The organism is Acidovorax sp. Root70 (genome assembly GCF_001428225.1).
Lineage (GTDB): Bacteria > Pseudomonadota > Gammaproteobacteria > Burkholderiales > Burkholderiaceae_C > Acidovorax.
On sequence record NZ_LMHQ01000004.1, the window covers coordinates 94,910 to 118,816 of the forward strand.

Genomic DNA, 23,907 nt, shown 5'->3' on the forward strand with positions numbered 1-23,907 from the left:
TTCTTGCAGCGCGGCGCTGCGCTTTGCTGCGTTACGCGCTGGGCGGGACGTAGCCCGCCGCAGCGTCTGCGCCGCTGCCAAAGAAATGGTTTTCCATCTGGCGGGCCAGATACTGGCGGGCGCGGGCGTCGGCCAGGTTCAGACGGTTTTCGTTGACCAGCATGGTCTGGTGCTTGAGCCAGTCGGCCCAGGCCTGCTTGCTCACGTTTTCCCAGATGCGCTTGCCCAGCTCGCCGGGGTAGGGCGGAAAGTCCAGGCCTTCAGCTTCCTGGCCGAGTTTGATGCATTGGACGGTGCGTGCCATGGTGGTTCCTTCTTGTGTTGGGGTGAATGCGAAGGCGGTGTGGGCTCTGCCTTCAGATGTTTTGGGTATTAAGAACTGAAATCTTATTGGTTCCAGTTTTTAAGAGGGCCTTCCAGAATGCGTTTCATCGGTGTTTTGCACCGTCCACATTCAAAACCGAGGACCCCCATGAACTTTCGCCGCGACTTTATCAAGTTTCCATTGGCCGCAGCCTTTGCAGGCGCTTTGGCGCTGACGGCGTTGCCGTCGTTTGCACAGTCTGTGACGCTGCTCAATGTGTCCTACGACCCCACCCGCGAGCTGTATGTGGAGTTCAACCAGGCGTTTGCCAAGCACTGGAAGGCCAAGACCGGGCAGGACGTGACCATCAAGCAAAGCCATGGTGGCTCGGGCAAGCAGGCCCGCTCCATCATCGACGGGTTGGATGCCGACGTGGCCACGCTGGCCTTGGCAGGTGATACCGATGCGCTGCACACCAACGGCGGCTGGATCACCAAAGACTGGCAAAAGCGCCTGCCGCACAACAGCTCGCCCTACACCTCGACCATCGTGCTGGTGGTGCGCCAGGGCAACCCCAAGGGCATCAAGGACTGGGATGACTTGGTCCGCCCGGATGTGAAGGTGATCACGCCCAACCCCAAGACCTCGGGCGGCGCGCGCTGGAACTACCTGGCCGCGTGGGAATTCGCCAAGCGCAAATATGGCGGCGACGCCAGGGCCAAGGACTTCGTGGCCAAGCTGTATGGCAACGTGCCTGTGCTCGACACCGGCGCGCGCGGCTCCACCATCACTTTTGCGCAGCGCAACCAGGGCGACGTGCTGATCGCCTGGGAGAACGAGGCCTACCTGCTCGAAAAAGAGTTCGGTGCCAAGTTCGACGTGATCGCCCCCTCCATCTCCATCCTGGCCGAGCCTGCCGTTGCCGTGGTGGACAAGAACGTGGACAAGAAGGGCACCCGCGCCGTGGCCGAGGCCTACCTGCAGTACCTGTACACCGAAGAAGGCCAGGACATTGCGGGCAAACATTTCTACCGCCCGGCCGTGTCCGACAAAGCCAAAGCCAAGTACGCCAAGCAGTTCCCCAAGCTGAACCTGTTCACCATCAACGACGCGTTTGGTGGCTGGGACAAGGCGGCCAAGGACCACTTTGCGGACAACGCCAGCTTTGACCAGATCTACACCCGCAAGTAAGTAAGCCAGTCAGCCCACCCGCCTTTCGTGTGCGGGTGGCCGGCGCCCCGTCTCCGTGCAACAAGCCAGGCCCCAGCGGGCCGGGCGGGGCGTTGCTCGTCCTTTTTGAATGAAAACAGGCCCAAGCGCTAGTCCAACATGCGCTGCCAGCTATCAAAAACATAGTATTCAAGGAATCCACACCATGTCCGCCTTGCTCATCGCCGGCAGTCCCTCGGAGCGCTCCCGCTCCGCCGTTTTGCTCGACGCCGTGGCCCAGCGCCTCTCGGTGCGCGGTGCGCTGGTGGACCGCATCCACATCCGTGACCTCTCGCCCCAGGCGCTGTTGCTGGCCGACTTTGGCCACCCCACGGTGGTCAGCGCCATCGACCAGGTGGCCGATGCCAGCGTGCTGGTGGTGGCCACCCCCGTCTACAAGGCGGCGTACAGCGGCGTGCTCAAGGTGTTTCTGGACCTGCTGCCGCAAACAGCCCTCAAGGGCAAGACCGTGCTGCCCCTGGCCACGGGCGGCAGCCCACACCACATGCTGGCGCTGGACTACGCGCTGCGTCCCGTGCTGCAGTCGCTGGGCGCCAAAAGCATCCTGCCCGGCATCTACGCCACCGATGCTCAGGTCACGCTGACGCCAGAGGGCACCTACCACGTGCAGGCCGACATTGCCGCCCGGCTGGACGACGCGGTGAATGTGCTGGTGACCGAAACCCTGCGCCCATCGCCCGCTCAGGCCACGCGGTTTGCGCCGGTCAACTTCGCTGACGTGCGATGTAGCGTCTGACGCAGGCCCGGCGCTGCGACAGGCCCGCAGTGCCACCTTCCTTCCCCCTTCATTTCCATTTTTGATTTTTGCTGCGCCGGGTGCGCGGGCAGGGCGGTGTGCCGCCTGCTGCCAGCCCGCCCGGTGCTCCTCCCACCCGATTTGCTGCTGGAACCCGCACCATGAACGAACTGAACCGCTTCTCCCTGCAACGCCGCCACCTGCTGGCCACTAGTGCTGCCACCGCCGCTGCAGCGGCGCTCCCTGCCACCTCTTGGGCCCAGGCCTCTGGCGCGCCCCGCGTGCTGCGCGTGGGCCACCAAAAGGGCTGGCTCTCCATCCTGAAGGGCCGCGGCACGCTCGAAAAGCGCCTGGCTCCGTTGGGTGTGAAAGTGACCTGGACCGAATTCAACGCCGGCCCCGTGCAGCTCGAGGCGCTCAACGTCGGCTCCATCGACTTTGGCGACGTGGGCGAAGCCCCGCCCATCTTTGCCCAGGCTGCGGGTGCGCCGCTGGTGTACGCCGGTGCCACCGTGCCGCGCCCCGCGCTGGAGGCCGTGATCGTGCCCAAGGACTCGCCGATCCGCAGCGTGGCCGACCTCAAGGGCAAGCGCGTGGCCTACAACAAGGGCTCCAACGTGCAGTATTTCCTGGTCAAGCTGCTGGAGAAACACGGCCTGAAATACGGCGACGTGCAGTCCGTCTTCCTGGCCCCGGCCGACGCGCGGGCTGCCTTTGAGCGCGGCGCAGTCGATGCCTGGATCATCTGGGACCCGTTCTTGGCCGCCGCGCAAAAGACACTCGACGCCCGCCTGCTGGCCGACGCCACGGGTGTGGTCAACAACCGCGCCTACTACTTCACCTCGCGCGAGTTCTCCACCAAGAACGCCGATGTGCTGCGCATCGCGATCGAAGAGGTCAACGCCATCGACACCTGGGCGTCCAAAAACAAGGACGCCGCCGCTGCCGAGCTATCGGCCGTGCTGGGCCTCGACAAGTCCATCACCGAGCTGTACCTGAACCGCGCCCGTTTCGGCACCGCGCCCGTCACGCGCGAGATCCTGGCCGAGCAGCAGGCGATTGCCGACACCTTCTTCGACCTCAAGCTCATCCCCAAAAAGCTCAACCTGCTGCACGCCGCGCCGGTGGACCTTTGAGGGCCTGGCAGCACCGCACTGAAAGGAGTCACCATGGCCCACCTTCCCCTGAGCAACGAGCGCCGCCGCGCGCTGCAACTGCTGGGTGTCACCGCCTTCCACTGGGTGCTGGCCAGCCGCTACGCCCACGCACAAAGCCCGGCCGTGCAAGGCCCCGAGCAGCTGCGCATCGGCTACCAGAAGTCCGCCGTCAACCTCGTCATCCTCAAGCAGCAGGGCGTGCTGGAAAAGCGCTTTCCCGGCACCCGCGTGAGCTGGCTGGAGTTCCCGGCCGGGCCGCAACTGCTTGAAGCGCTGTCGGTCGGCAGCCTCGAATTTGGCCTGACGGGCGACTCGCCGCCCGTGTTTGCACAGGCCGCAGGCAAAGACCTGCTCTATGTGGGCGCCGAGCCGCCCAAGCCCGACAGCTCGGCCTTGCTGGTGCTCAAGGACTCGCCCCTGCGCACCCTGGGCGACCTCAAGGGCCGCCGCATTGCCGTGCAAAAGGGCAGCAGCGCCCACTACCTGCTGGTGCGTGCCGTGGAGCGCGCGGGCCTGCAGTGGGCTGATATCCAGCCCGTGTACCTGGCCCCGGCCGATGCGCGCGCCGCGTTCGAGCGCAAGAGCGTGGACGCCTGGGCCATCTGGGACCCGTTCTACGCCGCCACCGAGCTGGCCATCCAGCCCCGCGTGCTGGCCACGGGCCGCGACCTGGCCAGCAGCAACAACTCGTTCTACTTGGCGGCCCGCCCGTTTGTGCAAGCCCACCCCCAGGTGCTGCGTGTGCTGTTTGAAGAACTCAGCCGCGCCGACCGCCTGGCGCAAGAGGCGCGCAAGGACGCGATCAAGCTGATTGCCGACTTCAGCGGCCTGGACGCGGGTGTGGTGAGCCTGTTCATCCAGCGGCGCCCCTCATCACCCGTGGGCCTGCTCTCGCCCGCCACCGTGGCCGACCAGCAGCGCGTGGCCGATGCGTTTTTCAAGCTCGGCCTGATCCCCAAACCCGTGAACGTGGCCGACATCGTGTGGCGGCCTTCGGCAGCGCAGCTGGCGGCCGCCAGCGCCAAGCCCTGAGCCGCATGCGCTCGCTGAGTCCATCGAATACCTACCCCGAGGCATCCATGAAAATTTTCTGGTTCATCCCCACCCACGGCGACAGCCGCTACCTGGGCACCGCCAAAGGCGCGCGCCAGCTCAACCACGACTACCTCAAGCAGGTGGCCGTGGCAGCCGACAGCCTGGGCTACGAAGGTGTGCTCATCCCCACCGGCCGCTCGTGCGAAGACCCGTGGGTGGTGGCGTCCAGCCTGCTGCCCGTCACGCGCAACCTCAAGTTTCTGGTGGCGGTGCGCCCCGGCCTGCACCAGCCTGCGCTGGCGGCACGCATGGCGGCCACGTTCGACCGGCTCTCGGGCGGGCGCCTGCTCATCAACCTGGTGACGGGCGGCGACCAGGCCGAGCTGGAGGGCGACGGCGTGTTTCTGGACCACGCCACGCGCTACGAACAGTCGGCCGAGTTCATCCGCATCTGGCGCGAAATTCTGGCGCGCAGCCACCGGGGCGAAAGCCTGGACTTTGAAGGTCAGCACCTGTCGGTGAAGGGCGCCAAGCTGCTCTTTCCGCCGCTGCAACAGCCGTACCCGCCGGTGTACTTTGGCGGCTCGTCGCCCGCCGCGCACGACCTGGCGGCCGAGCAGGTCGAGACCTACCTGACCTGGGGCGAACCCCCGGCCGAGGTGGCCAAGAAGGTGGCCGACGTGCGTGCCCGCGCAGCCCAACACGGCCGCACCGTCAACTTCGGCATCCGCCTGCACGTCATCGTGCGTGAGACCGACGCACAGGCTTGGGCCGCCGCCGAAGAACTCATCAGCCATGTGGATGACGACACCGTGGTGCGCGCCCAGGCCGTGTTTGCGCGCATGGACTCCGAAGGCCAGCGCCGCATGGCTGCGCTGCACGCCGGTGGCGCCAAGCGCAGCCGCAAGGACCTGGAGATCAGCCCTAACCTGTGGGCGGGCGTGGGCCTGGTGCGCGGCGGCGCGGGCACGGCGTTGGTGGGCGACCCGCAGACCGTGGCCGCGCGCATCGAGGAATATGCCGCGCTGGGGCTGGACACGTTTGTGCTCTCGGGCTACCCGCACCTGGACGAGGCGTATCGCTTTGCCGAGTTGGTCTTTCCGCTGCTGCCCGTGGGCGTGCGCGAGAAGCTCGCTGGCGGCAACCCCTTGGGCCCCTTTGGCGAAACCGTGGCCAACGACTTTGTGCCGCGCGCCTCGCAAAGCTGACCCCACCTGAACCAGAACCCCCAACGGAACCTGTCCCATGACACAGACCATCAGAGAACTGCAGGTATCCCCGCTGGCCGATGCGGTAGACCTGCCCATCGAAGGGCCCTTGCTGCCCGCACCCGTGGTGCGCTTTGCCAGGCACATTGCGCAGCGCCTGCTGCCCTGGGCCGTGCCCGTGGGCCTCATCGTGCTGTGGCAGATTGCCTCGTCGCAAGGCTGGCTGTCCACCCGCGTGTTGCCTGCGCCGCTGGAGGTCGTCAAGGCCGCCTGGACCCTGGCCGCCTCGGGCGAGCTGTGGACCCACGTCAAGGTCAGCGCGGGCCGTGCACTGGCCGGGCTGGCGATTGGCGGCGGCCTGGGGCTGCTGCTGGGCCTGCTCACAGGCTCCATCAAGCTGTTCGAGACGCTGCTCGACTCCACCATCCAGATGGTGCGCAACATCCCCGCGCTGGCGCTCATCCCGCTCGTGATCCTGTGGTTTGGCATTGACGAGTCGGCCAAGCTGTTCCTCATCAGCGTGTCGGTGTTCTTCCCGATCTACCTCAACACCTTCCACGGCATCCGCAATGTAGACCCGGGGCTGATCGAGATGGGCCGCACCTATGGCCTGGGGCGCTGGCAGCTTTACAAGCAAATCATCCTGCCCGGAGCGCTCTCCAGCATCCTGGTGGGGCTGCGGTTTTCGCTGGGGCTGATGTGGGTGATCCTGATCGTGGCCGAGACCATCTCGGCGCAGGCGGGCATTGGCTACCTCACGATGAATGCACGCGAGTTTTTGCAGACCGACATCGTGCTCGTGGGCATCCTGCTCTACGCCTTGCTGGGCAAGCTGGCCGACGTGTTTGCCAAGGGGCTGGAGCGCTACTGGCTGCGCTGGCATCCCGGATACCAGGTGTGAACATCCCCCTGAGCGGCTGCGCCGCTTCCCCCTTCTCTCTCCGCGCTGCGCGCTACGGGAAGGGGGACGACGCCAGCGCGGCGGGGCGGCCCTTGCGCGGCGTCCCTGGCGTTGGGTCGCGCCCAGTGCAGCCACCGCGCCCGATTACTCTCATTTTTATAGCTGCTAGCGCTTTATGGACAGGCGCAGGAGGCCATTTTGACTACAAATTTCTCACCACAACAGCAGCACCAGGGTGTGCGCCTGGAAGTGCGCGGCGTAGACAAACGCTATGGCACACGCGAGGTGCTCCAGAAGGCCGAACTGGTCATCGAGCCCGGCGAGTTCGTCGCCATCGTGGGCCGCAGCGGCTGCGGCAAAAGCACGCTGCTGCGCCTGGTGGCGGGGCTGGAATCGGTGTCGGGCGGTGCCATCCGTATCGACGGTGACCCGGTGGACGGCCTGAGCAGCAGCACCCGCATCATGTTCCAGGACGCGCGCCTGCTGCCCTGGAAGCGTGTGCAGGACAACGTGGCCCTGGGCCTGCCGCCCGCGCAGCGTGGGGCAGCGGCCGATGTGCTGGCCCGCGTGGGTCTGGGCGACCGGCTGGGCGAGTGGCCCGCGCGCCTGTCGGGCGGCCAGCGCCAGCGTGTGGCCCTGGCGCGTGCGCTGGTGCACAACCCACGCCTCTTGCTGCTGGACGAACCCCTGGGTGCGCTCGATGCGCTTACCCGCATCGAGATGCACCGCCTCATCGAAGGCCTGTGGCGCCAGTCGGGCTTTACCGCGCTACTGGTCACCCACGACGTGCAGGAGGCCGTGGCCCTGGCCGACCGCGTGATCCTGATCGAAGACGGCCAGATCGCGCTGGACCAGCGCATCGACCTGCCACGCCCGCGTGTGCACGGCGAGGCGGCCTTTGCGCAGCTTGAAAAACGCATCCTCGACCGCGTGCTGCAAAAGCCCGACGTGGAGCCCACCCCCGAACCCACCTGGCCCGGCGTGCCCGCCCACGGGCTGCGCTGGGCGGTGTGAATTTCTCGCTTTCTCTCTCGATTTTTAACAGCGCTTCTTTCTTTCAACGGACTTTTTAGGAGAACCCCATGTCCATCCAAGCCATCAACGTTCGCAACCAGTTCAAGGGCAAAGTGCGCGAGATCATTCGCGGCGATGTCGTCTCCGAGGTCGATGTCGAAACCCCCTGGGGCATCGTCACCTCCGTCATCACCACCCGCTCGGTGGACGACCTGGGCCTGGTCGTCGGCTCCGATGTGGTGGCGCTGGTCAAGTCCACCGAGGTGTCGATCGCCAAGCTGTGATCTGATTTTTGAACTGAATAGTCAGCCTGCGCCCTGTGGACGGTCGCAGGCTGCTATTGAAAGCGTAGCGAACTTCGCAGCAAGCCAGAGCGGCTCGTACTGCGCACTTCACCTCTCAGGCCTTGTTACAACGCCTGAGTTTTTGGTGCTGACCAGGCTCGGGGCTGGCAGGGAGCAGCTGCAATATGGCCCGCTTGCAGGTGTGCCTGATAAAACGTATGATACGTGTCATGCGAAATAAACAACCCAGTGCCCGAGCCGCTGCCAAGGAGGCGACCCACGAGCGCATCGTGTCGGTGGCCGCGCGGGCGATCCGTCGCAACGGCTACCACGGCACCGGGGTGGCAGACATCATGAAGGAGGCGGGCCTGACGCATGGCGGCTTCTATGCGCACTTCGAGTCCCGCGAGGCCATGCTGGCCGAAGCGGCCACGCAGGCCTGTGCCCAGTCTGTGGCCACTGTGGCCGGCGCCGTGGCGGGGGAGCCCGCCTCGCAGGCGATGGCCACCGTGCTCAAGGCCTATCTCTCGCGCCAGCATGTCGAAAGCGTGGAAACCGGTTGCCCCCTGGCCGCGCTGGGCTCTGAAACCTCGCGCCAGTCGCCCGAAGTGCGGCGGGTCTCCACCCGGCACATCAAGGAAATGGTGGACCTGATTGCGCGCCAGTCGCCGCAGTGGGGCCAGCCAGAGATCCATGAGCAGGCGCTCGTCACCCTGTCCACCATGGTGGGCGCCCTGGTGCTTGCCCGGGCGGTGGACGATGCTGCGCTGTCCGACAGCCTGCGCGAGGCCGCGCTCAAGCACCTGTTGCCTGCGGAAGCGGCCTGACGCAAAACCACTCACCAGGCGCTGTTCTCGATTGTGATCTTCGTGCGGTGGCACGCATTTTTTTGTCTTTTTATATGATGTTTATCATTCGAATTATCGAATCCAGCCCTTCTAACCATGGGGGGCCTCTTCAGGCTCCCGCCGCAAAGGACGTCCCATGAAAGCGTTTGTTCTGGATCGTTACGCCAAGAAGGGCGCGCTCAGGCCCGCCGACGTTCCTGCGCCCTCTTTGCGCGACGACGAAGTGCTGGTGGAGGTGCATGCAGCGGGCGTCAATCCGCTCGACGCCAAGATCCGGGACGGTGAGTTCAAGCTCATCCTGCCCTACAAGATGCCGCTCATCCTGGGGCACGACGTGGCGGGCGTGGTGGTGCGCGTGGGGCCGCGCGTGCGGCAGTTCCAACCCGGCGACGAGGTCTATGCCCGGGCGGACGACTTTCACATCGGCACCTTTGCGGAACTCATCGCGGTCAAGGAGTCTTCGCTGGCCCTCAAGCCCCGCAGCCTGACCATGGAAGAGGCGGCTTCGATCCCGCTGGTGGCCCTGACGGCCTGGCAGGCCCTGGTCGAGAAGGCCCAGGTCAAAAAAGGGCAGAAGGTCTTCATCCAGGCGGGCTCGGGCGGGCTGGGCAGCATCGCCATCCAGCTGGCCAAGCACCTGGGCGCCACCGTGGCCACCACCGCCAGCGCGGGCAATGCCGCACTGGTGCGAAGCCTGGGCGCCGATGTGGTCATCGACTACCGCCAGCAGGACTTTGAAGACGTGCTGCGCGACTACGACATGGTGCTGCACAGCCAGGACGGCAAGGCGCTGGCCAAGTCCCTGCGCGTGCTCCAGCGCGGCGGCCAACTCGTCTCTGTCTCGGGCCCGCCAGACCCCACATTTGGCGAATCCATTCGTGCCCCCGGCTTTTTGCGGTTGGTGTTCCGTCTGTTGAGCGCAGGCACCCGGCGCCGCGCTCGGGCGCTGGGCATCGGCTACGGGTTCCTGTTCATGCGGGCACAGGGCAGCCAGCTGCAAGAGATCACACGCCTGATCAACGCCGGGGCCATCCGCCCGGTGATCGACAAGGTGTTTGCCTTTGACGCCACCAACGAAGCCATTGCCTACGTGGACACCGGCCGCGCCAAGGGCAAGGTCGTGGTCAAGGTGCGCTGAGCTGTTCGCTGGCGGCTACCCGCACCCACCGATTGCTCGCTGCGCATTGATCCCCGGCACGTTTGACCCGCACCTCACTGTCCATTCCCAACCCACCCCTGGAGATTCCCATGAAGATCGAAAACGCTGTTGTCCTCGTCACCGGTGCCAATCGCGGCATTGGCCTGGCTTTTGTCCGCGAGCTGCTCGCACGTGGTGCGCGCAAGGTCTACGCCGCTGCGCGTGACCCATCCACCATCACCCCGCAACCCGGCGTGCAGGCCCTGCGCCTGGACGTCAACAACCCCGAAGACGTCGCAGCGGCTGCAGCGCTGGCGTCCGATGTGACCTTGGTCATCAACAACGCGGGCATCGCCCAGCCTGGCGGCTTCATGGCGGCCGACAGCGAAGAGGTGATGCGCCGCATTTTTGAGACCAATGTCTTTGGCGTGCTGCGCGTCAGCAAAGCCTTTGCGCCTGTGCTGCAGGCCAACGGGGGCGGGGCGCTGCTCAACGTGCTGTCGGTGGCATCGTGGGTGAATGGCGGCGAGCTGGCGGCGTACTCGGCCAGCAAGTCTGCCGCCTGGTCGCTCACCAATGCACTGCGCCACGAGCTGGCAGCGCAAAAAACGCAGGTCCTCGGGCTACACATGGCGTATGTGGACACCGACCTCACGCGCGGCTTCGATGTGCCCAAGACCAGCCCGGTTCAGATCGTGCGGCGTGCGCTGGATGGCCTGGAAGCAGGTGCGGACGAGGTGCTGGCCGATGAGCTTACGCAGCACGTCAAGCTCGCGATGACAGGCACGCGCCCCAGCTACCTGCCGCAAGCTGCCTGAGAGCGCGGCGCGGGGGCCGCAGAGCTGGCGTGATGTGCGCGATGGCCCCTGCACCGCGACAAGGATCAAACGCTAAGTCGGCCGGGTATCTGGCAAGAACCCTGGGGCTATTGCCCGCCAACCCGCGCATGTTGCCTACACTCGGGGCCATGACGACCCTTCTGGTTTGCCCTTTCAACGCCCTGGCTGCGCTGCCCCATGCAGCGGCCTGCGCGCGAGCGGTGGCCAAGAAGAACGTGCGTCGTCAGCTGACGCCAGCACATTCCTGAGCCCGGCGGCACCCTCTCTCCTCATCCCTTGTAGCGCAACCATCCACCGCCGGGCACCAGCCAAGCGCGGTAGCGGCCGTCTTGTCCCCACGGGGCACAGCCGCATTCGATGGAGTGCTTTGTATGCATGCAGTTGTGGCCCCTGGCGAGCGCACGCTCACCGATCTGGACTATTCGCGCCTGACCAAACTGGTCGGCAACCGGCTGGCGCCCTTGCTCGATGACCTGCTGGCCAACGCAGACATCACCAGTCCGCGCAACGTACGAGCGGACGTGGTCACCATGAATTCGCGCGTCGAGCTGGTGGACCAGCACACCCACCGGCGCCAGGTGCTGACCCTGTGCTACCCGCAGGACGCCGAGCCTGCGGCGGGCTTCATCTCGGTGCTGTCGCCGGTGGGCATCAGCCTGCTGGGCCTGCGTGCTGGAGATGTGGCCAAGTGGCAAACGCCGCACGGCGAAGAGTGCGCAGCCACCATCGAGAGCATCCAGTACCAGCCCGAGGCCACGGGCGACTACCTCACCTAGTCGCCTCAGAATTCCGGCCCGCTGCGGGCCGTACCACCAGATCACTTCCCACCAGACCGGCGCCAATGGCATTGGCAGCCGTTGGAGGAGTGCGCGTTGTTCACCACAGAAGGACGTACCACCATGACCCCTCGCTCCATCCTCGTCGTCACCGATTTTTCTGAACTGGGAGGGCACGCGCTGGCACGCGCGGCGCTGCTGGGCGCAGAGCATCGGGCTGCGTTGCAGCTGGTGTATCTCGCCCAACCTGGCGAGGTGCCTCCCCCCGATGTGGCTGTGCGTCTGTCGCACCATGCGCTCCAGCTGCGGCAGCGCCACCAGATGGCCGTGCAGGCAGTAACACGCGTGTACTACACGGTGGCAGACATCGCCCGTGCGGCAGCCGCGCACGACCTGGTGGTGTGGGGCACGGCACCGCAGCGGGGGCTGCGGGCCTGGTGGGGCGCGCACCCCGCCCTGCAGGTGCTGCGTGCCTGCCAGCGCCCCGTGGTCGTGGTGCGCAACGCTGCGGACCGGACCTACCAGAGCCTGTTGGTGGCGGTGGACTTTTCGCTGGTATCGCACCGTTTGGTGGAGCTGGGCCTGGCACTCCACCCCCACGCACGCGTGGAACTGTTCCATGCCGTCAGCACCGCCAATGAGGGCAAGCTGCGGTATGCCGAAGTGTCAGAGCGCGCCATCCAGATCTACCGCGAGCAGTGCAGGCGCCATGCGCAAGACCGCATGTTCACACTGACCGACTCGTACGACGCGCGGCGAAATCGGCTGTCATCGTCCATAGGCCGGGGCGACCCGGCGCGGCAGGTGCTGGTGGCGCAGCAAAACGCCGGGGCCGACCTGATTGTGGTGGGCAAGCATCCCGCATCCCCGTGGGTGGATTGGCTGTTCGAGAGCGTTGCGCAACGCATCCTGCGCGAAGCCCGTACCGATGTGCTGGTGGTGCCGCATGGTTTTCAGCCCGCGTCCCGGGGGGCTGCGTTAAAGCGTCTCGCGACCGATCTGCCCATGCGCCGCGTCAAAGCCGGCGCACCGCGCCCGCCCGGCCACCCCAATCCGGCTGCGCTGTGGGGTGGGGCATGACTGGGTGGGCCTAAGGGCTCAGGCTGCCTTGGCGAGTGGTGTGGCGTACCGGCTGGCAGGGCGTGCCAAGCCCAGGTTCTCCCGCAGCGTGGTGCCTTCGTACGCGGTGCGGAACAGCCCGCGCCGCTGCAGCTCCGGCACCACCAGGTCCACAAACTCGTTGAGCGACTGGGGCAGCACGGGCGGCATCACGTTGAAGCCATCGGCCGCGCCATTCTCAAACCATTCCTGCATGCGGTCTGCAATGGTTTGTGGCGTGCCCACCACCACCCAGTGGCCGCGCGCGCCCGCCAGGTATTCGTACAGCTGGCGCACGGTGTAATTCTCGCGGCGGGCCAGCTGCAGCACCACATGCGCGCGGCTGTTGATGCCCTTGGGTGGCTCGGGGATGTAGGGCGGCGGTGCGTCCAGGTTCCATTGCGTGAGGTCTTCGCCAGGCCAGAAGGGGGCCAGCGTGGCCAGGCCCACGCTGGGGTGGATCAGCGCCTGCAGCTCGGCCCACTTCGCCTGGGCTTCTTCCTCGGTGCGGCCGATGACCGGAGAGATGCCGGGCAGTACCAGCAGCTCGTCGGGGTGGCGGCCGTACTTGGCCATGCGACCTTTCACATCTTTGTAGAACGCCTGTGCCTCGGCCAGGCTGGTCCAGGCGGTGAAGATGGCTTCGGCCGTGGCGGCGGCCAGCTCCTTGCCGTCTTCGGACGAGCCCGCCTGCACGATGACCGGGTGGCCCTGGGGCGAGCGCTCGATGTTGAGCGGCCCCTGCACCTTGAGGTGCTTGCCGATGTGGTTGAGCGTGTGCAGCTTGTCGGGGTCAAAGTACACGCCGCTGGCCTTGTCGCGGGTGAAGGCGTCGTCGTCAAAGCTGTCCCACAGGCCCTTGACCACGTCCACAAACTCGTGGGCGCGCTCATACCGCACGGCGGGGTCGGGGTGGGTGTCCAGACCAAAGTTGCCGTGCACGTTCTCGGCACTGGTGGTCACCACGTTCCAGGCGGCGCGGCCCTTGCTGATGTGGTCGAGCGACGCGAATTTGCGTGCCAGCAGGTAGGGGTCTTCGTAGGTGGTGGAGGCCGTGGCCACAAAGCCGATGTGCTTGGTGACGGCCGACAGCGCGGCCCACAGCGTGACGGGCTCGAAGTGCGAGAGGCGCCCCTGGCGGCTGAAGGACTCGCGGTCGCCCTTGTGCCACACCCCTGGGCTGTCGGCCACAAACACCTGGTCGAACAGGCCGCGCTCTGCGGTCTGCGCCAGTTCGATGTAGTGGTCGATGTTGACGCCCGCATTGGCCTGCGAATCGGGGTGGCGCCACGCGGCAATGTGGTGGCCCGTGGCCATGATGAAGGCGCCGAGGCGCAGTTTTCTGAATGTGTCGGGTTGGGTCATAGGTATTTTCAAAACGGCTGTTGAATGGGCACGCAGCTCGCGAGACTGGCGCGGCCCAGGCGAGTGCCCCCGTGGAACCGGCTTCGCCGGGCCACTGGGTGCGTCCCCCTGGGGGGATGGCGCCGAAGGCGACTCAGGGGGCTATCTCTCGGGGGTTACTCAGTGATAGTGATGCGATGCAGCTTGCGGTGCTGCGGGAAGAAGTCGCCCACTGCGTAATGCTGGGTGGAGCGGTTGTCCCACACGGCCAGCGTGCCCGGCGCCCAGCGCAGGCGGGCCTGGAACTCGGGTACCTGGGGCAGGGCAAACAGCTGGGTCAGCAGGGCATCGCTCTCCACGCGCGACAGGCCCTTGATGTGGCTGGTGAAGGTGGAGTTCACATACAGCACCTTCTTGCCCGTGACCGGGTGCACGCGCACCACAGGGTGTTCCACCGGCGGGTACTTGGCGCGGGCGGCCTTCAGCTCATCGCCGCTGGCGTCCTTGCGCAGCAGGTACTCGGTCCAGCCGCTGATCTCCCAGGTGTGTACGGCCGTCAGCGTCTCCAGGTAGGCCTGGAACGCGGGCGGCAGGCTGGCGTAGGCAGCGGTGAGGCTGGCCCACAGCGTGTCGCCGCCGCTGGCCGGAATCACCTGCGCATACAGGCTGGTTCCCAGCGGTGGCTGCTCGCGCCAGGTGATGTCGGCGTGCCAGTTGCTCGATGCCTTTGGGCGCTCGGCCGTGCTCTCCACGATCTCGATCTCGGGGTGGTTCTCCAGCCGGGGGAAGAACGCCTTGACCTCCGCCACGTTGCCAAAGCTGCGGGTGAAGTCCACCTGCTGCTGCGGCGTGATGTGCTGGTCGCGGAAGAACAGCACCTCGTGCACGGCCAGTGCCTGGCGCAGCTCGGCCTGCGTGGTGGCATCCAGCGGCTGGCGCAGGTCCAGGTCGTGGATGACGGCGCCGATGGTGGGGGTGTAGGGCTCCACTGCAAAGCGGGTGAAGGTGGGGTGCAAATCGTTGATCTTGGACATGGTGCTGCTTTCTGAAACGAGGGTGGTTGAAAGAGAACGGCCATGTCATTGGGACACTGCAAGCGCTGCACACCAACGAAGCAGTTCGCATATCGATAGTTGGAAAAACAGGCGCTGCAGCCATGCGCACGGGCAGGGCGCTTGCGCATTTGGATATCTGTTTTCGGTCGTTGGCCGCATTGCCGGGCGTGCCTAGAGTGGGGTTTGACAGGTGCAGGGCATGGCCCGCGCACCGTTCCAACGCAACCCCTACGAAAGAGCTATACCCATGACAAAAACATCCTGGAATGCAACCCGCCGCAAGGCCTTGACCGCAGCAGGCGCTGCCTTGGCGCTGGGCCTGTGGGCGGGCAGCGCCGCTGCGCAGACGGCAGAGCCGCTGAAGGTGATCCGCATCGGCATTGCCACCGGCGGCGTAGGCAGCGACCCCGTGCGCCATGGCGGTACCTCGGCTGCGCTGGCCTACACCGACAGCGCACTGGAAGAGGAGTTCAAGAAAGACGGCGTGAAAGTGCAGTGGACTTTCTTCAAGGGCGCAGGCCCTGCCGTGAACGAGGCGCTGGTCAACAAGCAGCTGGACTTTGCATGGCAGGGCGACCTGCCGTCCATCGTGCACCGCGCGAGCGACGTGAAGACCAGGATCATCCTCGGCAGTGGCGTGCGCGGCGGGCTCTACCTGGCGGTGCCGCCTGATTCCAACATCCGCCGCCTGGAAGACCTCAAGGGCCGCAAGGTGGCGGTGTTCAAGGGCACCAACCTGCACCTGGCCGCAGTGCGTGCGCTGGCCGACAAGGGCTTGAGCGAACGTGATGTGAAGCTGATGAACCTGGACCTGCCCAGTGCCGAGGCCGCGTTGGTCAGCAAGGACATTGACGCCGCTTTTGGCTACGTGGGCTTCTTCAAGCTGCGCGACCAGGGATTGGCCAAAGTGGTGTGGTCGGCCGCCGAAGACTCGTACAAGTACACCCGCCAGACCGCGCTGCTGGTGACCGACGACTTCGCTGCCCGCCACCCCAAGGCGGTAGAGCGTGTGGTCAAGACCGTGGTGCAGTACGCGCACAAGTACTCCGACGAGAACCGCCGTGCCGAGCTGTTTGCGCAATGGGGCAAGGCCGAGTACCCCGAGAAGGTGTGGCGTGAAGACTTCATCGGCCAGCCGCTGCGTGTGCGCCTGTCGCCGCTGCTCGACCCATTTCTGGTAGCGCGCTACAAGGACGCAGCCGACGAGGCGTACAAGCTCAAGCTGATCCGCAAGAAGCCCGAGATCGACAGCTGGTTTGACCGCCGCTACCTGAACGCCGCGCTCAAGGAGCTGAAGCTGGAGGCCTACTGGCCCGTGTATGGCGCCAACGGGGACTTGGCAGCCGCGCCCTAGTCGGGCGCTGCGTCAGCAGCATGGAATCCTAGGTAGGGGGACCGGGCTGGTGAAAACCGCCCTTTGCAACCCGCCGGCACCCAGTGCCCGGCGGGTTTTTTTGTGCCTGCGTCTGGCCCCGCTCATAACGTCTGCACCGCTGCTCATGCCGCAAACATCTTTGTCATTGCATATGAGTATTAACTATTTATTTTTATAACAAACGTCTTTTACATTTCTTTTGGTTGTTATTGAAGTTACCCGCCCAGCCCTGTGCGGTAGCACTTCTTCCACCCGAAAGGACATGCAAAAGATGGCGATACCTGCACTGAATGCGGCCGGGCCTGCCAGCCCCACCACGCACCCGTTGGAGCCGCGGCCGGACTTGCCCGCGCGCCGCGTTGCAGCGGCAAGAACTAAGGCTTCCTGGACCTGGGCAGGGCGCTCGCTCTGGGCTTGGCCTTTTCCGCTGGCCGTGCTGGCGTTGTGGCAGCTCTCGGCCATCTGGGGCTGGGTGCCCGAGCAGGTGCTGCCGCCGCCCGCAGCCGTGTTCAAGGTGTTTGGCGAGCTGCTGGCCAGTGGCGAGCTGTGGGGCCACTTGCGCATCAGCATGGTCCGCGTGTTTGCGGGCTTTGGCATTGGCCTGTCGCTCGGCCTGCTGCTGGGCGGTGCCATGGGCCTCTCGCCCACCTTCCGCGACTACGTGTTTCCGCTGTTCAAGGCGTTCAGCCAGGTGCCGGTGATCGGCTGGCTTCCGGTGCTGATCCTGGTGGTGGGCATCGATGAGGCATTGAAGTTTCTGCTCATCGCCAAGGCCGCGCTGGTGCCCGTGGCCATCAACACCTGCCAGGGCATCCAGAACGTGCCCAACCGGTTGGTGGAGGTAGCGCGCGTGTATGGATTTACCCGCTGGCAAATGCTGCGCAAGGTGGTGTTTCCGGCAGCCACGGCGCCCATCTGGAACGGCGTGCGCTATGGGCTCACCCATGCCTGGCTGGCGCTGGTGGTGGTGGAGCTGCTGGCATCGTCCGAGGGCATCGGGTTCCTCATCGTCTATGGCCGCCAGCTCTTTCAGCTGGACGTGGTGCTGGCCGCCGTGCTGGCCGTGGGCATCGTGGGTTTTGTGATCGACAAGCTGCTGGCCGTGTCCGAGGCGTGGCTGCTGCGCTGGCGCAAGCCGGGGCTGTGAAAGGGGTGTGCAAATGTCTTCTGTGAACGTGCAACGCAACCTGTTCCAAAAAGTGCCACCACGCCTGCGGGGCTGGGTGCTGCCGGTGCTGATCCTGGCCATGTGGTGGGCGGTGGTGGCCTCGGGTGCGTCCGATTCGCCCTTGCTGGTGTCGCCGCTGGCCGTGTGGCAGCGCGGCGTGGGCCAGGTCGCGAGCGGCGAGCTGTGGGTGGCCTTGTCGGCCAGCCTGTGGCGCATGGTCTGGGGCTTCGGCATTGGCTCCAGCATCGGGCTGGCGGTGGGCGCGCTGCTGGGCTGGTCCCGCTGGGCCGAGCGGCTGGTGGGGCCCACCTTCCACACGCTCAAGCAGATCTCGCTGTTTGCGTGGATTCCAATGCTGTCGATGTGGTTTGGCCTGGGCGATGCCGCAAAGATTGCCTTTGTAGCCATGGCGGCATTCTTTCCGGTGGTGCTCAACACGCTGGAGGGCCTTCGCAGCGTGCCGCGCGAATACCTGGAGGTGGCCCGCGTGTACGAGTTCAGTGTGTGGCAAACGCTGCGCCGCGTGGTGGCGCCAGCGGCCGCGCCCTCGCTGTTCACCGGCATCCAGCTCTCGCTCATCTACAGCTGGCTGGCCACGCTGGGGGCCGAATACCTGCTGGCCTCGGGCAAGGGCATTGGCAACACGCTCATCGACGGGCGCGAGCACTTCTGGATGGATCTGGTGCTGTTTGGCGTGGTGGTGGTGGGCCTGGTGGGCTTCGCCCTGAACGCGCTGCTGGCCGCGCTGGAAAAGCGCCTGCTGGCCTGGCGCGACCGCACTGTAGCGCAGTACTGAATCTGCACCCCCATACGAACACAAGGAACACACCATGGCACACGCCGGTACCCTGGCCATTCGCGGCCTGAACAAGCAGTACGAGGTCAAGGGCGAAGCCTTGCCCGTGCTGCAGGACATCCACCTCACCATCGAGCCCGGCGAGTTTGTGAGCATCGTGGGCTCCAGCGGCTGCGGCAAGTCCACGCTGCTGCGGCTGGTGATTGGCCTGGAGGGCGACTACCAGGGCGAGATCTTGCTCAACGGCCAGCGCATTGTGGGCACCAGCCTCAACCGGGGCATCGTGTTCCAGGAGCACCGATTGTTCCCCTGGCTCACGGTCGAGAAAAACGTGGCGCTGGGCCTGCTCAATTCCAGCCTGACCGAGGGCCAGCAGCGCGCCACTGTGCGCGAGCACATTGCGCTGGTGGGGCTGCAGGGGTTCGAGACGGCCTATCCGTACCAGCTCTCGGGCGGCATGTCGCAGCGCGTGGCGATTGCGCGGGCGCTGGTCAACCGGCCCGACATCCTGCTGCTGGACGAGCCCTTTGGCGCACTCGACGCGATGACCCGCGCCCACCTGCAGCAGGAGCTGCACCGCATCTGGCAGCAAGAGGGCATCACCATGATTTTGGTGACCCACGACGTGGAGGAGGCCGTGTACCTGGGCGACCGCGTGGTGGTGATGGAGCCGCGCCCCGGCCGCATCCGCCGCACCGTGCCGGTGGGGCTGCCCCATCCGCGCGAGCGCACATCGCATGCGTTCACCGCCATCAAGGACAGCGTGCTGCGCGAGTTCTCCGGCCACCCCGCGGCCGACCTGGCCGAGCCGCCGCTCAAGCGTGGCGAGCAGCTGGCGCCTGCCGCGCAGTGGCAGTTTGCCGTTTGATTTTTTGTTCTCCCTTTTCTGATTCCCGAGATTCCCCATGACACAAAAGAACTCCTCTTTTTTCTCCACACGCCGCTCGCTGCTGGTGGCTGGCGCTGCCACATTGGCTGCCCCTCTGGTGCTGCGCGCCCAGTCGCCCGCCAAGGTCATCCGCATCGGCTCGCCCGACCTGGGCACGGCGGGCAGGCCCTCGCCGGGCGGCAGCGTGTTTGCGGTGCTGCAGGCCAACAAGTGGCTCGAAGATGAGTTTGCCAAGGACGGCATCAAGATCGAGTGGAACTTCTTTCGCGGCGCGGGCCCGGCTGTGCACGAGGCGCTGTCGGCCAAGCAGCTCGACATCGTCTCGCTGGGCGACCTGGCCGCTGTGATCGGCCGGGCGCGCGGCCTGCCCACCCGCTTCATTGCTGCCACAGGCCGGGGCAGCAACAGCTACCTGGCCACGGCGCCGGGCGTGAGCATCAAGACGGTGGCCGACCTCAAGGGCAAGAAGGTCACGGTGCTCAAGGGTACGGCCTACCAGCGCACATTCGACAACCTGCTGGCCGCAGCGGGCCTGACCGAAAAGGACGTCAAACTCATCAACATGGACTGGCCCACGTCCAAGGCCGCCGTGGTGGCCGGGCAGATCGATGCCACGTTTGGCGGCTCGGACCTGTTCCTGCTCAAGGCGCAGGGCGCGCAGATTGCGCTGAGCACCAAGGGCCGGGGGCCCGACTACACCATCAACTCCGGCATTCTGGCCACCGAGGACTTCGCCACGCAGAACCCGCAGCTCACCCAGCGCCTGGTGACCCAGTTGGTGCGCGCCGCCCACTGGTCTTCGCAAGAGAGCAACCGCGAAGCGCTCATCAAGCTCTACGCCGACAACAGCGGCAACCCCGAGCTGTCGTTCCGCGAGGAGCTGGCAGGCGACAACCTCAAAGCGCGCTACTCGCCGCTGCTGGATGAGGGCTTCATCGCCGGTTACCAGGGCGTGCTGGATGACGGCGTCAAACTGGGGCTGATCCGCCAGACCTTTGATGTGAAGGCCTGGTTCCAGCCCGCCTTCGTGCAGCAGGCTGTGAAGGACCTCAAGCTCGACAAGCAGTGGCGCGAGACCGATGCCGCTGGCAAGGCCAAGGGGGCGGCATGAGCACCGCCGCCTCCGCTTCCACACAAGCGCCCAACATCGTCTTCATCCTGGCCGACGACCTGGGCTGGGCCGACCTGAGCGTGTACGGCCAGGCCGACTTCGCCACGCCGCACCTCGATACGCTGGCGGGCGAGGGCGTGCGCTTCACGCAGGCCTATGCCAACTCGGCCGTGTGCTCGGCCACGCGGTTTGCGCTGATCACCGGGCGCTACCAGTACCGCCTGCGTGGCGGCCTGGAAGAACCCCTGGTGCGCAAGGCCCATGTGCATGGCCTGCCGCCCGAGCACCCCACGCTGCCCTCGCTGCTGCGCGACGCGGGCTATGACACGGCGCTGATTGGCAAGTGGCACCTGGGCAGCCTGCCCACGTTCGGCCCGCTCAAAAGTGGCTACGACCGCTTCTTTGGCAACTACGGCGGTGCCATTGATTACTTCACCCACAAACCCGGCGTGGGCGATGCCGTGGCGCGCGATTTGTACGAAGGCGAAGTGCCGGTGGAGCGCGTGGGCTACTACACCCAGCTGCTGGCCGACGAGGCCACGCGCTGGATCGGCGAGCGCAGCGCGGCCCAGCCGTTCTTTTTGTCGCTGCACTTCACCGCGCCGCACTGGCCCTGGGTGGGTCCGGAGGACGAAGAGATTTCGCTGGGCCTGAAGGACCTGTTTCACTACGACGGCGGCAACTTGGCCACCTATGCGCGCATGGTGCGCTCGCTCGACAAGGCCGTGGGCCAGGTGCTGGGCGCCCTAAAGGCGCAAGGCCTGGCCGACAACACCATCGTGGTGTTCACCAGCGACAACGGCGGCGAGCGCTTTTCCAAGACCTGGCCCTTCACCGGCCAGAAGACCGAGTTGCTCGAAGGCGGCATCCGCGTGCCTACGCTGCTGCGCTGGCCCGCGCGCATTGCCCCGCAGGTGAGCGAGCAGGTCACCGCCACCATGGACTGGCTGCCCACGCTGTTGGCCGCTGCGGGCGTGGCGCCCGATGCCGACTACCTGCCCGATGGCGAGAACATCCTGCCCGTGCTGCTGGGCGACGCGCCCGCACACCCGCGCACGCTGTTCTGGCGCTACAAGTCGCAGCGCCAGCGCGCTGTGCGCGAGGGCCGCTTCAAGTACCTGCGCATCAACGACAACGAGTTTCTGTTCGACGTGGAAGCTGACTCGCTGGAGCGCGCCAACCTGCGCCACAAGCACCCCGATGTGTTTGAGCGCCTGCGCACGGCGTGGGAGCAGTGGAACGCGCAGTTCCTGCCCATCACCGACGAGGTCATCACCCACGGCCTGTCGCCCGACATCCAGGCGGACCGCTACGTGCCCGACCTGTCCCAACGGGGCATGTGAGGCGCCTGTTTGGCAGAAATCCAAAGAAAAGTGACTGATGCGCTAGTGAAATATGCGCTTTATGCTATCAAAAACATAGTATCTGCGAGCCCTCTGCCTCATGGGCCCTATGGCTTCTGGCCGCATGGGCCGTCGCCATCATGGGCCGTGACAGGAGGCAGTCACGTGGACATTGGGGAGCGGCTTTTCATTCATGAACTTTCAGCAACTGCGCTCCGTGCGCGAAACCGTGCGGCGGGGCTTCAACCTGACCGAAGTGGCCCACATCCTGCACACCTCGCAGCCCGGGGTGAGCCGCCAGATCCGCGAGCTGGAGGAAGAGCTGGGCGTGGAGATCTTCGTGCGGGCTGGCAAGCGCCTCACAGGCCTGACACCGCCTGGCGAGGTGCTGCTGCCCACGGTAGAGCGCCTGCTGCTGGAGGCCGACAACCTCAGGCGCGCCGGCCAGGACTTCAGCGACAGCGCACAGGGGCGCCTGTCGGTGGCGGCCACGCATTCGCAGGCGCGGTATGCGCTGCCCCAGGTGGTGTGCGACTTTCGGGCCTTGTTCCCGCAGGTATCGCTGCACCTGCACCAGGGCTCGCCGCGCCAGGTTGCCGAGATGCTGCTGTCTGGCGAGGCCGACATCGGCGTGGCCACCGAGGCGCTGGCCGGCTATGAAGCCCTGGTCACCCTGCCGTGCTACCGCTGGACGCACAGCATCGTCGTGCCCCCGGGCCACCCGCTGCTGGCCAGCCCGGGCCCCGTGACGCTGGAGCAACTGGCAGAGCACCCCATCATCACTTACGAGCTGGGCTACACCGGTCGTGCCCACATCGACACCGCCTTCGCTCGCGCGGGCCTGGCGCCGGACATCGTGCTCACCGCCATGGACGCGGATGTGATCAAGACCTATGTGGAACTGGACATGGGCGTGGGCATTGTGGCCTCCATCGCCGTCGATGAAGACCGTGACCGGCACCTGCGCCTCATCGATGCGGGCCATCTGTTCGAGGTCAATCTCACCCGCCTTGGCCTTCGGCGCGGCGCGTGGCTGCGCGGGTATGCGTACCACTTCATCGAGAGTTTTGTTCCCACGCTCACGCCCGATATGGTGAGGCAGGCCATGCAGCCGGGCGGCGGCACGGCGATCGACAGCGACCGGGGGGCCTGATGCGGAACCCGGGCCTCGGCCAGGGAGGCGCTGGGCCTGCGCACTGCAGCTATGGGCCCCACCCGTGACACGGCGCGTGGTGAGGCCTGCCGCGCGGCCCCAAGCAGCCTGCCTTCACCGCCTTGCCAGGACGGGTGACCGGCTCGCCTTGTGCCACTGGGCACGTTGACCTCGCGCTTCGTCGTCAGCCCTTTACCGTTTCCTCATGGAGGTCCGGATGGAGGCTTTGCATGAGCCAATCGACCAGTGCGCGCAGCCTGGGCAGCCTGCGCAAATCGCGGTGGTAACCCAGCCAGACGTCACGCCCAGGCGGTGAACTGGCGCCCTCCAGCCTTTGCAGTCCCGGGTGCGAATCCCCCAGGGGGCAGGGCAGCACGGCCAGGCCCGCCCCAGATGCGCAGGCCACGGCCTGCACGTGCCGGTTGTTGCTGCGTAAAGCGATGCGCGCCGACGGAAAGGCCTCGCGCAACCACGCGGCATCGGGCATCTCGCTGAAGCCCAGGTCCATCGTGATGAGGCGAACGTCCGCATCGTCCGTGGGCATGTCTGCACCCCGCTGCTTGTACAGCGCGTAGGGCACATGCATCAGCCGACGCTGTATGACATCGGGCTCGTCAAAGGGAACGATGCGTGCCACCAGATCGGCCTCGCGGCGTGCGAGCCTGAACAGGCGCGCATCGGTCAGCAATTCGATCGTGACCCGGGGGTGTTCGTTGGTAAACGCTGCACAGAGCGGCGTCAGCACGTGCAGACCGAACCAGTCGGAGGTCGATACCCGCAGGCCGCCTTCCAGTTGTTGGTCGGCACCGTCCAGTTGCCGGGAGAACGACAGCGCCTGCGCCTCCATGCCCTCGGCGTGGCTGAGGACGGCAGCGCCCTCGTCGGTCAACACGAAACCATCTGACGTTCGCTGGAACAGTGTGTGGCCCAGAGAAAGTTCCAGGGCCTTCAGCCTGCGGCCCATGGTGGGCTGGCTTTGCTTGAGCGCGCGGCCTGCTGCACCCAGCGTGCCGTGCCGGGCTATGGCCAAGAACACCTGTACGTCATCCCAGTTCATCGGCTGCATCATACAAAAGTGAATGACAAGATTTCAATTTTTTGGCTT

At 65.9% G+C, this 23,907-nt stretch carries 24 protein-coding genes; 20 read left to right on the forward strand and 4 right to left on the reverse strand.

Annotated features, from left to right (window positions below; all coding sequences use genetic code 11):
* Nucleotides 1–31: 31 nt before the first annotated feature.
* A complete protein-coding gene (locus tag ASD94_RS03540; protein ID WP_056638705.1) occupies nucleotides 32–304 on the reverse strand; it encodes an oxidative damage protection protein in 273 nt (90 codons plus the stop codon).
* 168 nt (nucleotides 305–472) lie between these two features.
* Here ASD94_RS03540 and ASD94_RS03545 point away from each other — a divergent pair, with 168 nt between their 5' ends.
* The 13 genes from ASD94_RS03545 to ASD94_RS03605 all read left to right on the forward strand — a co-directional run bounded on the left by ASD94_RS03545 (nucleotide 473) and on the right by ASD94_RS03605 (nucleotide 12,550).
* Nucleotides 473–1,495: a sulfate ABC transporter substrate-binding protein gene (locus ASD94_RS03545; RefSeq protein WP_056638708.1), complete on the forward strand. Its 1,023-nt coding sequence runs from the start codon at nucleotides 473–475 to the stop codon at nucleotides 1,493–1,495.
* A gap of 184 nt (nucleotides 1,496–1,679) precedes the next feature.
* Nucleotides 1,680–2,270 (forward strand): NADPH-dependent FMN reductase, encoded by a 591-nt coding sequence (ssuE, locus tag ASD94_RS03550; RefSeq protein WP_056638710.1) that lies wholly within the window; start codon nucleotides 1,680–1,682, stop codon nucleotides 2,268–2,270.
* Between the two features lie 161 nt (nucleotides 2,271–2,431).
* On the forward strand, nucleotides 2,432–3,406 hold the full coding sequence (locus ASD94_RS03555; RefSeq protein WP_056638713.1) for a sulfonate ABC transporter substrate-binding protein: 975 nt from the start codon (nucleotides 2,432–2,434) through the stop codon (nucleotides 3,404–3,406).
* A gap of 33 nt (nucleotides 3,407–3,439) precedes the next feature.
* Nucleotides 3,440–4,459 carry a sulfonate ABC transporter substrate-binding protein gene (locus tag ASD94_RS03560; protein ID WP_056638714.1) on the forward strand — a complete coding sequence of 340 codons (1,020 nt, stop codon included), beginning with the start codon at nucleotides 3,440–3,442 and terminating at the stop codon, nucleotides 4,457–4,459.
* Nucleotides 4,460–4,506: 47 nt separating this feature from the next.
* Nucleotides 4,507–5,670, forward strand: coding sequence for an FMNH2-dependent alkanesulfonate monooxygenase (gene ssuD / locus ASD94_RS03565; RefSeq protein ID WP_056638804.1), 1,164 nt, complete (start codon nucleotides 4,507–4,509; stop codon nucleotides 5,668–5,670).
* A gap of 37 nt (nucleotides 5,671–5,707) precedes the next feature.
* Nucleotides 5,708–6,571 (forward strand): aliphatic sulfonate ABC transporter permease SsuC, encoded by an 864-nt coding sequence (ssuC, locus tag ASD94_RS03570; RefSeq protein WP_056638717.1) that lies wholly within the window; start codon nucleotides 5,708–5,710, stop codon nucleotides 6,569–6,571.
* Between the two features lie 198 nt (nucleotides 6,572–6,769).
* A complete protein-coding gene (locus ASD94_RS03575) occupies nucleotides 6,770–7,585 on the forward strand; it encodes an ATP-binding cassette domain-containing protein (protein WP_056638720.1) in 816 nt (271 codons plus the stop codon).
* 68 nt (nucleotides 7,586–7,653) lie between these two features.
* Nucleotides 7,654–7,869 carry a molybdopterin-binding protein gene (locus tag ASD94_RS03580; RefSeq protein WP_015013774.1) on the forward strand — a complete coding sequence of 72 codons (216 nt, stop codon included), beginning with the start codon at nucleotides 7,654–7,656 and terminating at the stop codon, nucleotides 7,867–7,869.
* A gap of 218 nt (nucleotides 7,870–8,087) precedes the next feature.
* A complete protein-coding gene (locus ASD94_RS03585; protein WP_056638723.1) occupies nucleotides 8,088–8,696 on the forward strand; it encodes a TetR/AcrR family transcriptional regulator in 609 nt (202 codons plus the stop codon).
* A 157-nt stretch (nucleotides 8,697–8,853) separates the two neighbouring features.
* Complete coding sequence (locus ASD94_RS03590; protein WP_056638726.1) at nucleotides 8,854–9,855, forward strand: NADP-dependent oxidoreductase; 1,002 nt, start codon at nucleotides 8,854–8,856, stop codon at nucleotides 9,853–9,855.
* Nucleotides 9,856–9,965: 110 nt separating this feature from the next.
* Complete coding sequence (locus ASD94_RS03595) at nucleotides 9,966–10,673, forward strand: SDR family oxidoreductase (protein WP_056638729.1); 708 nt, start codon at nucleotides 9,966–9,968, stop codon at nucleotides 10,671–10,673.
* 392 nt (nucleotides 10,674–11,065) lie between these two features.
* Nucleotides 11,066–11,470, forward strand: coding sequence for a GreA/GreB family elongation factor (locus tag ASD94_RS03600; RefSeq protein ID WP_056638732.1), 405 nt, complete (start codon nucleotides 11,066–11,068; stop codon nucleotides 11,468–11,470).
* A gap of 123 nt (nucleotides 11,471–11,593) precedes the next feature.
* Complete coding sequence (locus ASD94_RS03605) at nucleotides 11,594–12,550, forward strand: universal stress protein (protein ID WP_056638806.1); 957 nt, start codon at nucleotides 11,594–11,596, stop codon at nucleotides 12,548–12,550.
* Between the two features lie 18 nt (nucleotides 12,551–12,568).
* Here ASD94_RS03605 and ASD94_RS03610 read toward each other — a convergent pair whose 3' ends face one another.
* The gene (locus tag ASD94_RS03610; RefSeq protein ID WP_056638735.1) at nucleotides 12,569–13,933 is read right to left on the reverse strand and encodes an LLM class flavin-dependent oxidoreductase; all 1,365 of its coding nucleotides are present in this window, start codon (nucleotides 13,931–13,933) and stop codon (nucleotides 12,569–12,571) included.
* Nucleotides 13,934–14,088: 155 nt separating this feature from the next.
* Nucleotides 14,089–14,946, reverse strand: a complete 858-nt coding sequence (locus ASD94_RS03615) for a TauD/TfdA family dioxygenase (RefSeq protein WP_056638738.1) — start codon at nucleotides 14,944–14,946, stop codon at nucleotides 14,089–14,091.
* 268 nt (nucleotides 14,947–15,214) lie between these two features.
* On the opposite strand from ASD94_RS03615, the gene ASD94_RS03620 reads away from it, so the two are divergent.
* The 7 genes from ASD94_RS03620 to ASD94_RS03650 all read left to right on the forward strand — a co-directional run bounded on the left by ASD94_RS03620 (nucleotide 15,215) and on the right by ASD94_RS03650 (nucleotide 22,802).
* On the forward strand, nucleotides 15,215–16,321 hold the full coding sequence (locus ASD94_RS03620; protein WP_056638740.1) for an ABC transporter substrate-binding protein: 1,107 nt from the start codon (nucleotides 15,215–15,217) through the stop codon (nucleotides 16,319–16,321).
* A gap of 283 nt (nucleotides 16,322–16,604) precedes the next feature.
* A complete protein-coding gene (locus tag ASD94_RS03625; RefSeq protein WP_156391325.1) occupies nucleotides 16,605–17,489 on the forward strand; it encodes an ABC transporter permease in 885 nt (294 codons plus the stop codon).
* 13 nt (nucleotides 17,490–17,502) lie between these two features.
* Complete coding sequence (locus ASD94_RS03630; RefSeq protein ID WP_056638743.1) at nucleotides 17,503–18,306, forward strand: ABC transporter permease; 804 nt, start codon at nucleotides 17,503–17,505, stop codon at nucleotides 18,304–18,306.
* Between the two features lie 34 nt (nucleotides 18,307–18,340).
* The gene (locus ASD94_RS03635; protein WP_056638746.1) at nucleotides 18,341–19,174 is read left to right on the forward strand and encodes an ABC transporter ATP-binding protein; all 834 of its coding nucleotides are present in this window, start codon (nucleotides 18,341–18,343) and stop codon (nucleotides 19,172–19,174) included.
* Nucleotides 19,175–19,211: 37 nt separating this feature from the next.
* Entirely contained in the window at nucleotides 19,212–20,306 is a 1,095-nt protein-coding gene (locus ASD94_RS03640; protein ID WP_056638751.1) for an ABC transporter substrate-binding protein, read from the forward strand.
* Entirely contained in the window at nucleotides 20,303–21,649 is a 1,347-nt protein-coding gene (locus ASD94_RS03645) for a sulfatase (RefSeq protein WP_056638754.1), read from the forward strand. The genes ASD94_RS03640 and ASD94_RS03645 overlap by 4 nt, the downstream gene beginning before the upstream one ends.
* A gap of 193 nt (nucleotides 21,650–21,842) precedes the next feature.
* Entirely contained in the window at nucleotides 21,843–22,802 is a 960-nt protein-coding gene (locus ASD94_RS03650) for a CysB family HTH-type transcriptional regulator (protein WP_056638757.1), read from the forward strand.
* Nucleotides 22,803–22,986: 184 nt separating this feature from the next.
* Here the strand turns inward: ASD94_RS03650 and ASD94_RS03655 are convergent, their stop codons facing one another.
* Nucleotides 22,987–23,859, reverse strand: a complete 873-nt coding sequence (locus ASD94_RS03655) for a LysR family transcriptional regulator (protein WP_056638812.1) — start codon at nucleotides 23,857–23,859, stop codon at nucleotides 22,987–22,989.
* Nucleotides 23,860–23,907 lie beyond the last annotated feature (48 nt).

Excerpts from the sequence above, each read along its gene's own strand:
- ASD94_RS03650 (WP_056638757.1), top strand. The coding sequence starts at position 21,843 with ATGAACTTTCAGCAACTGCGCTCCGTGCGCGAAACCGTGCGGCGGGGC.
- ssuC (WP_056638717.1), top strand. The coding sequence starts at position 5,708 with ATGACACAGACCATCAGAGAACTGCAGGTATCCCCGCTGGCCGATGCG.
- ASD94_RS03540 (WP_056638705.1), bottom strand. The coding sequence starts at position 304 with ATGGCACGCACCGTCCAATGCATCAAACTCGGCCAGGAAGCTGAAGGC.
- ASD94_RS03555 (WP_056638713.1), top strand. The coding sequence starts at position 2,432 with ATGAACGAACTGAACCGCTTCTCCCTGCAACGCCGCCACCTGCTGGCC.
- ssuE (WP_056638710.1), top strand. The coding sequence starts at position 1,680 with ATGTCCGCCTTGCTCATCGCCGGCAGTCCCTCGGAGCGCTCCCGCTCC.
- ASD94_RS03620 (WP_056638740.1), top strand. The coding sequence starts at position 15,215 with ATGACAAAAACATCCTGGAATGCAACCCGCCGCAAGGCCTTGACCGCA.
- ASD94_RS03590 (WP_056638726.1), top strand. The coding sequence starts at position 8,854 with ATGAAAGCGTTTGTTCTGGATCGTTACGCCAAGAAGGGCGCGCTCAGG.
- ASD94_RS03595 (WP_056638729.1), top strand. The coding sequence starts at position 9,966 with ATGAAGATCGAAAACGCTGTTGTCCTCGTCACCGGTGCCAATCGCGGC.
- ASD94_RS03630 (WP_056638743.1), top strand. The coding sequence starts at position 17,503 with ATGTCTTCTGTGAACGTGCAACGCAACCTGTTCCAAAAAGTGCCACCA.
- ASD94_RS03560 (WP_056638714.1), top strand. The coding sequence starts at position 3,440 with ATGGCCCACCTTCCCCTGAGCAACGAGCGCCGCCGCGCGCTGCAACTG.
- ASD94_RS03640 (WP_056638751.1), top strand. The coding sequence starts at position 19,212 with ATGACACAAAAGAACTCCTCTTTTTTCTCCACACGCCGCTCGCTGCTG.
- ASD94_RS03585 (WP_056638723.1), top strand. The coding sequence starts at position 8,088 with ATGATACGTGTCATGCGAAATAAACAACCCAGTGCCCGAGCCGCTGCC.
- ASD94_RS03600 (WP_056638732.1), top strand. The coding sequence starts at position 11,066 with ATGCATGCAGTTGTGGCCCCTGGCGAGCGCACGCTCACCGATCTGGAC.
- ASD94_RS03645 (WP_056638754.1), top strand. The coding sequence starts at position 20,303 with ATGAGCACCGCCGCCTCCGCTTCCACACAAGCGCCCAACATCGTCTTC.
- ASD94_RS03625 (WP_156391325.1), top strand. The coding sequence starts at position 16,605 with ATGCAAAAGATGGCGATACCTGCACTGAATGCGGCCGGGCCTGCCAGC.
- ASD94_RS03610 (WP_056638735.1), bottom strand. The coding sequence starts at position 13,933 with ATGACCCAACCCGACACATTCAGAAAACTGCGCCTCGGCGCCTTCATC.
- ssuD (WP_056638804.1), top strand. The coding sequence starts at position 4,507 with ATGAAAATTTTCTGGTTCATCCCCACCCACGGCGACAGCCGCTACCTG.
- ASD94_RS03615 (WP_056638738.1), bottom strand. The coding sequence starts at position 14,946 with ATGTCCAAGATCAACGATTTGCACCCCACCTTCACCCGCTTTGCAGTG.
- ASD94_RS03655 (WP_056638812.1), bottom strand. The coding sequence starts at position 23,859 with ATGAACTGGGATGACGTACAGGTGTTCTTGGCCATAGCCCGGCACGGC.
- ASD94_RS03605 (WP_056638806.1), top strand. The coding sequence starts at position 11,594 with ATGACCCCTCGCTCCATCCTCGTCGTCACCGATTTTTCTGAACTGGGA.
- ASD94_RS03580 (WP_015013774.1), top strand. The coding sequence starts at position 7,654 with ATGTCCATCCAAGCCATCAACGTTCGCAACCAGTTCAAGGGCAAAGTG.
- ASD94_RS03635 (WP_056638746.1), top strand. The coding sequence starts at position 18,341 with ATGGCACACGCCGGTACCCTGGCCATTCGCGGCCTGAACAAGCAGTAC.
- ASD94_RS03545 (WP_056638708.1), top strand. The coding sequence starts at position 473 with ATGAACTTTCGCCGCGACTTTATCAAGTTTCCATTGGCCGCAGCCTTT.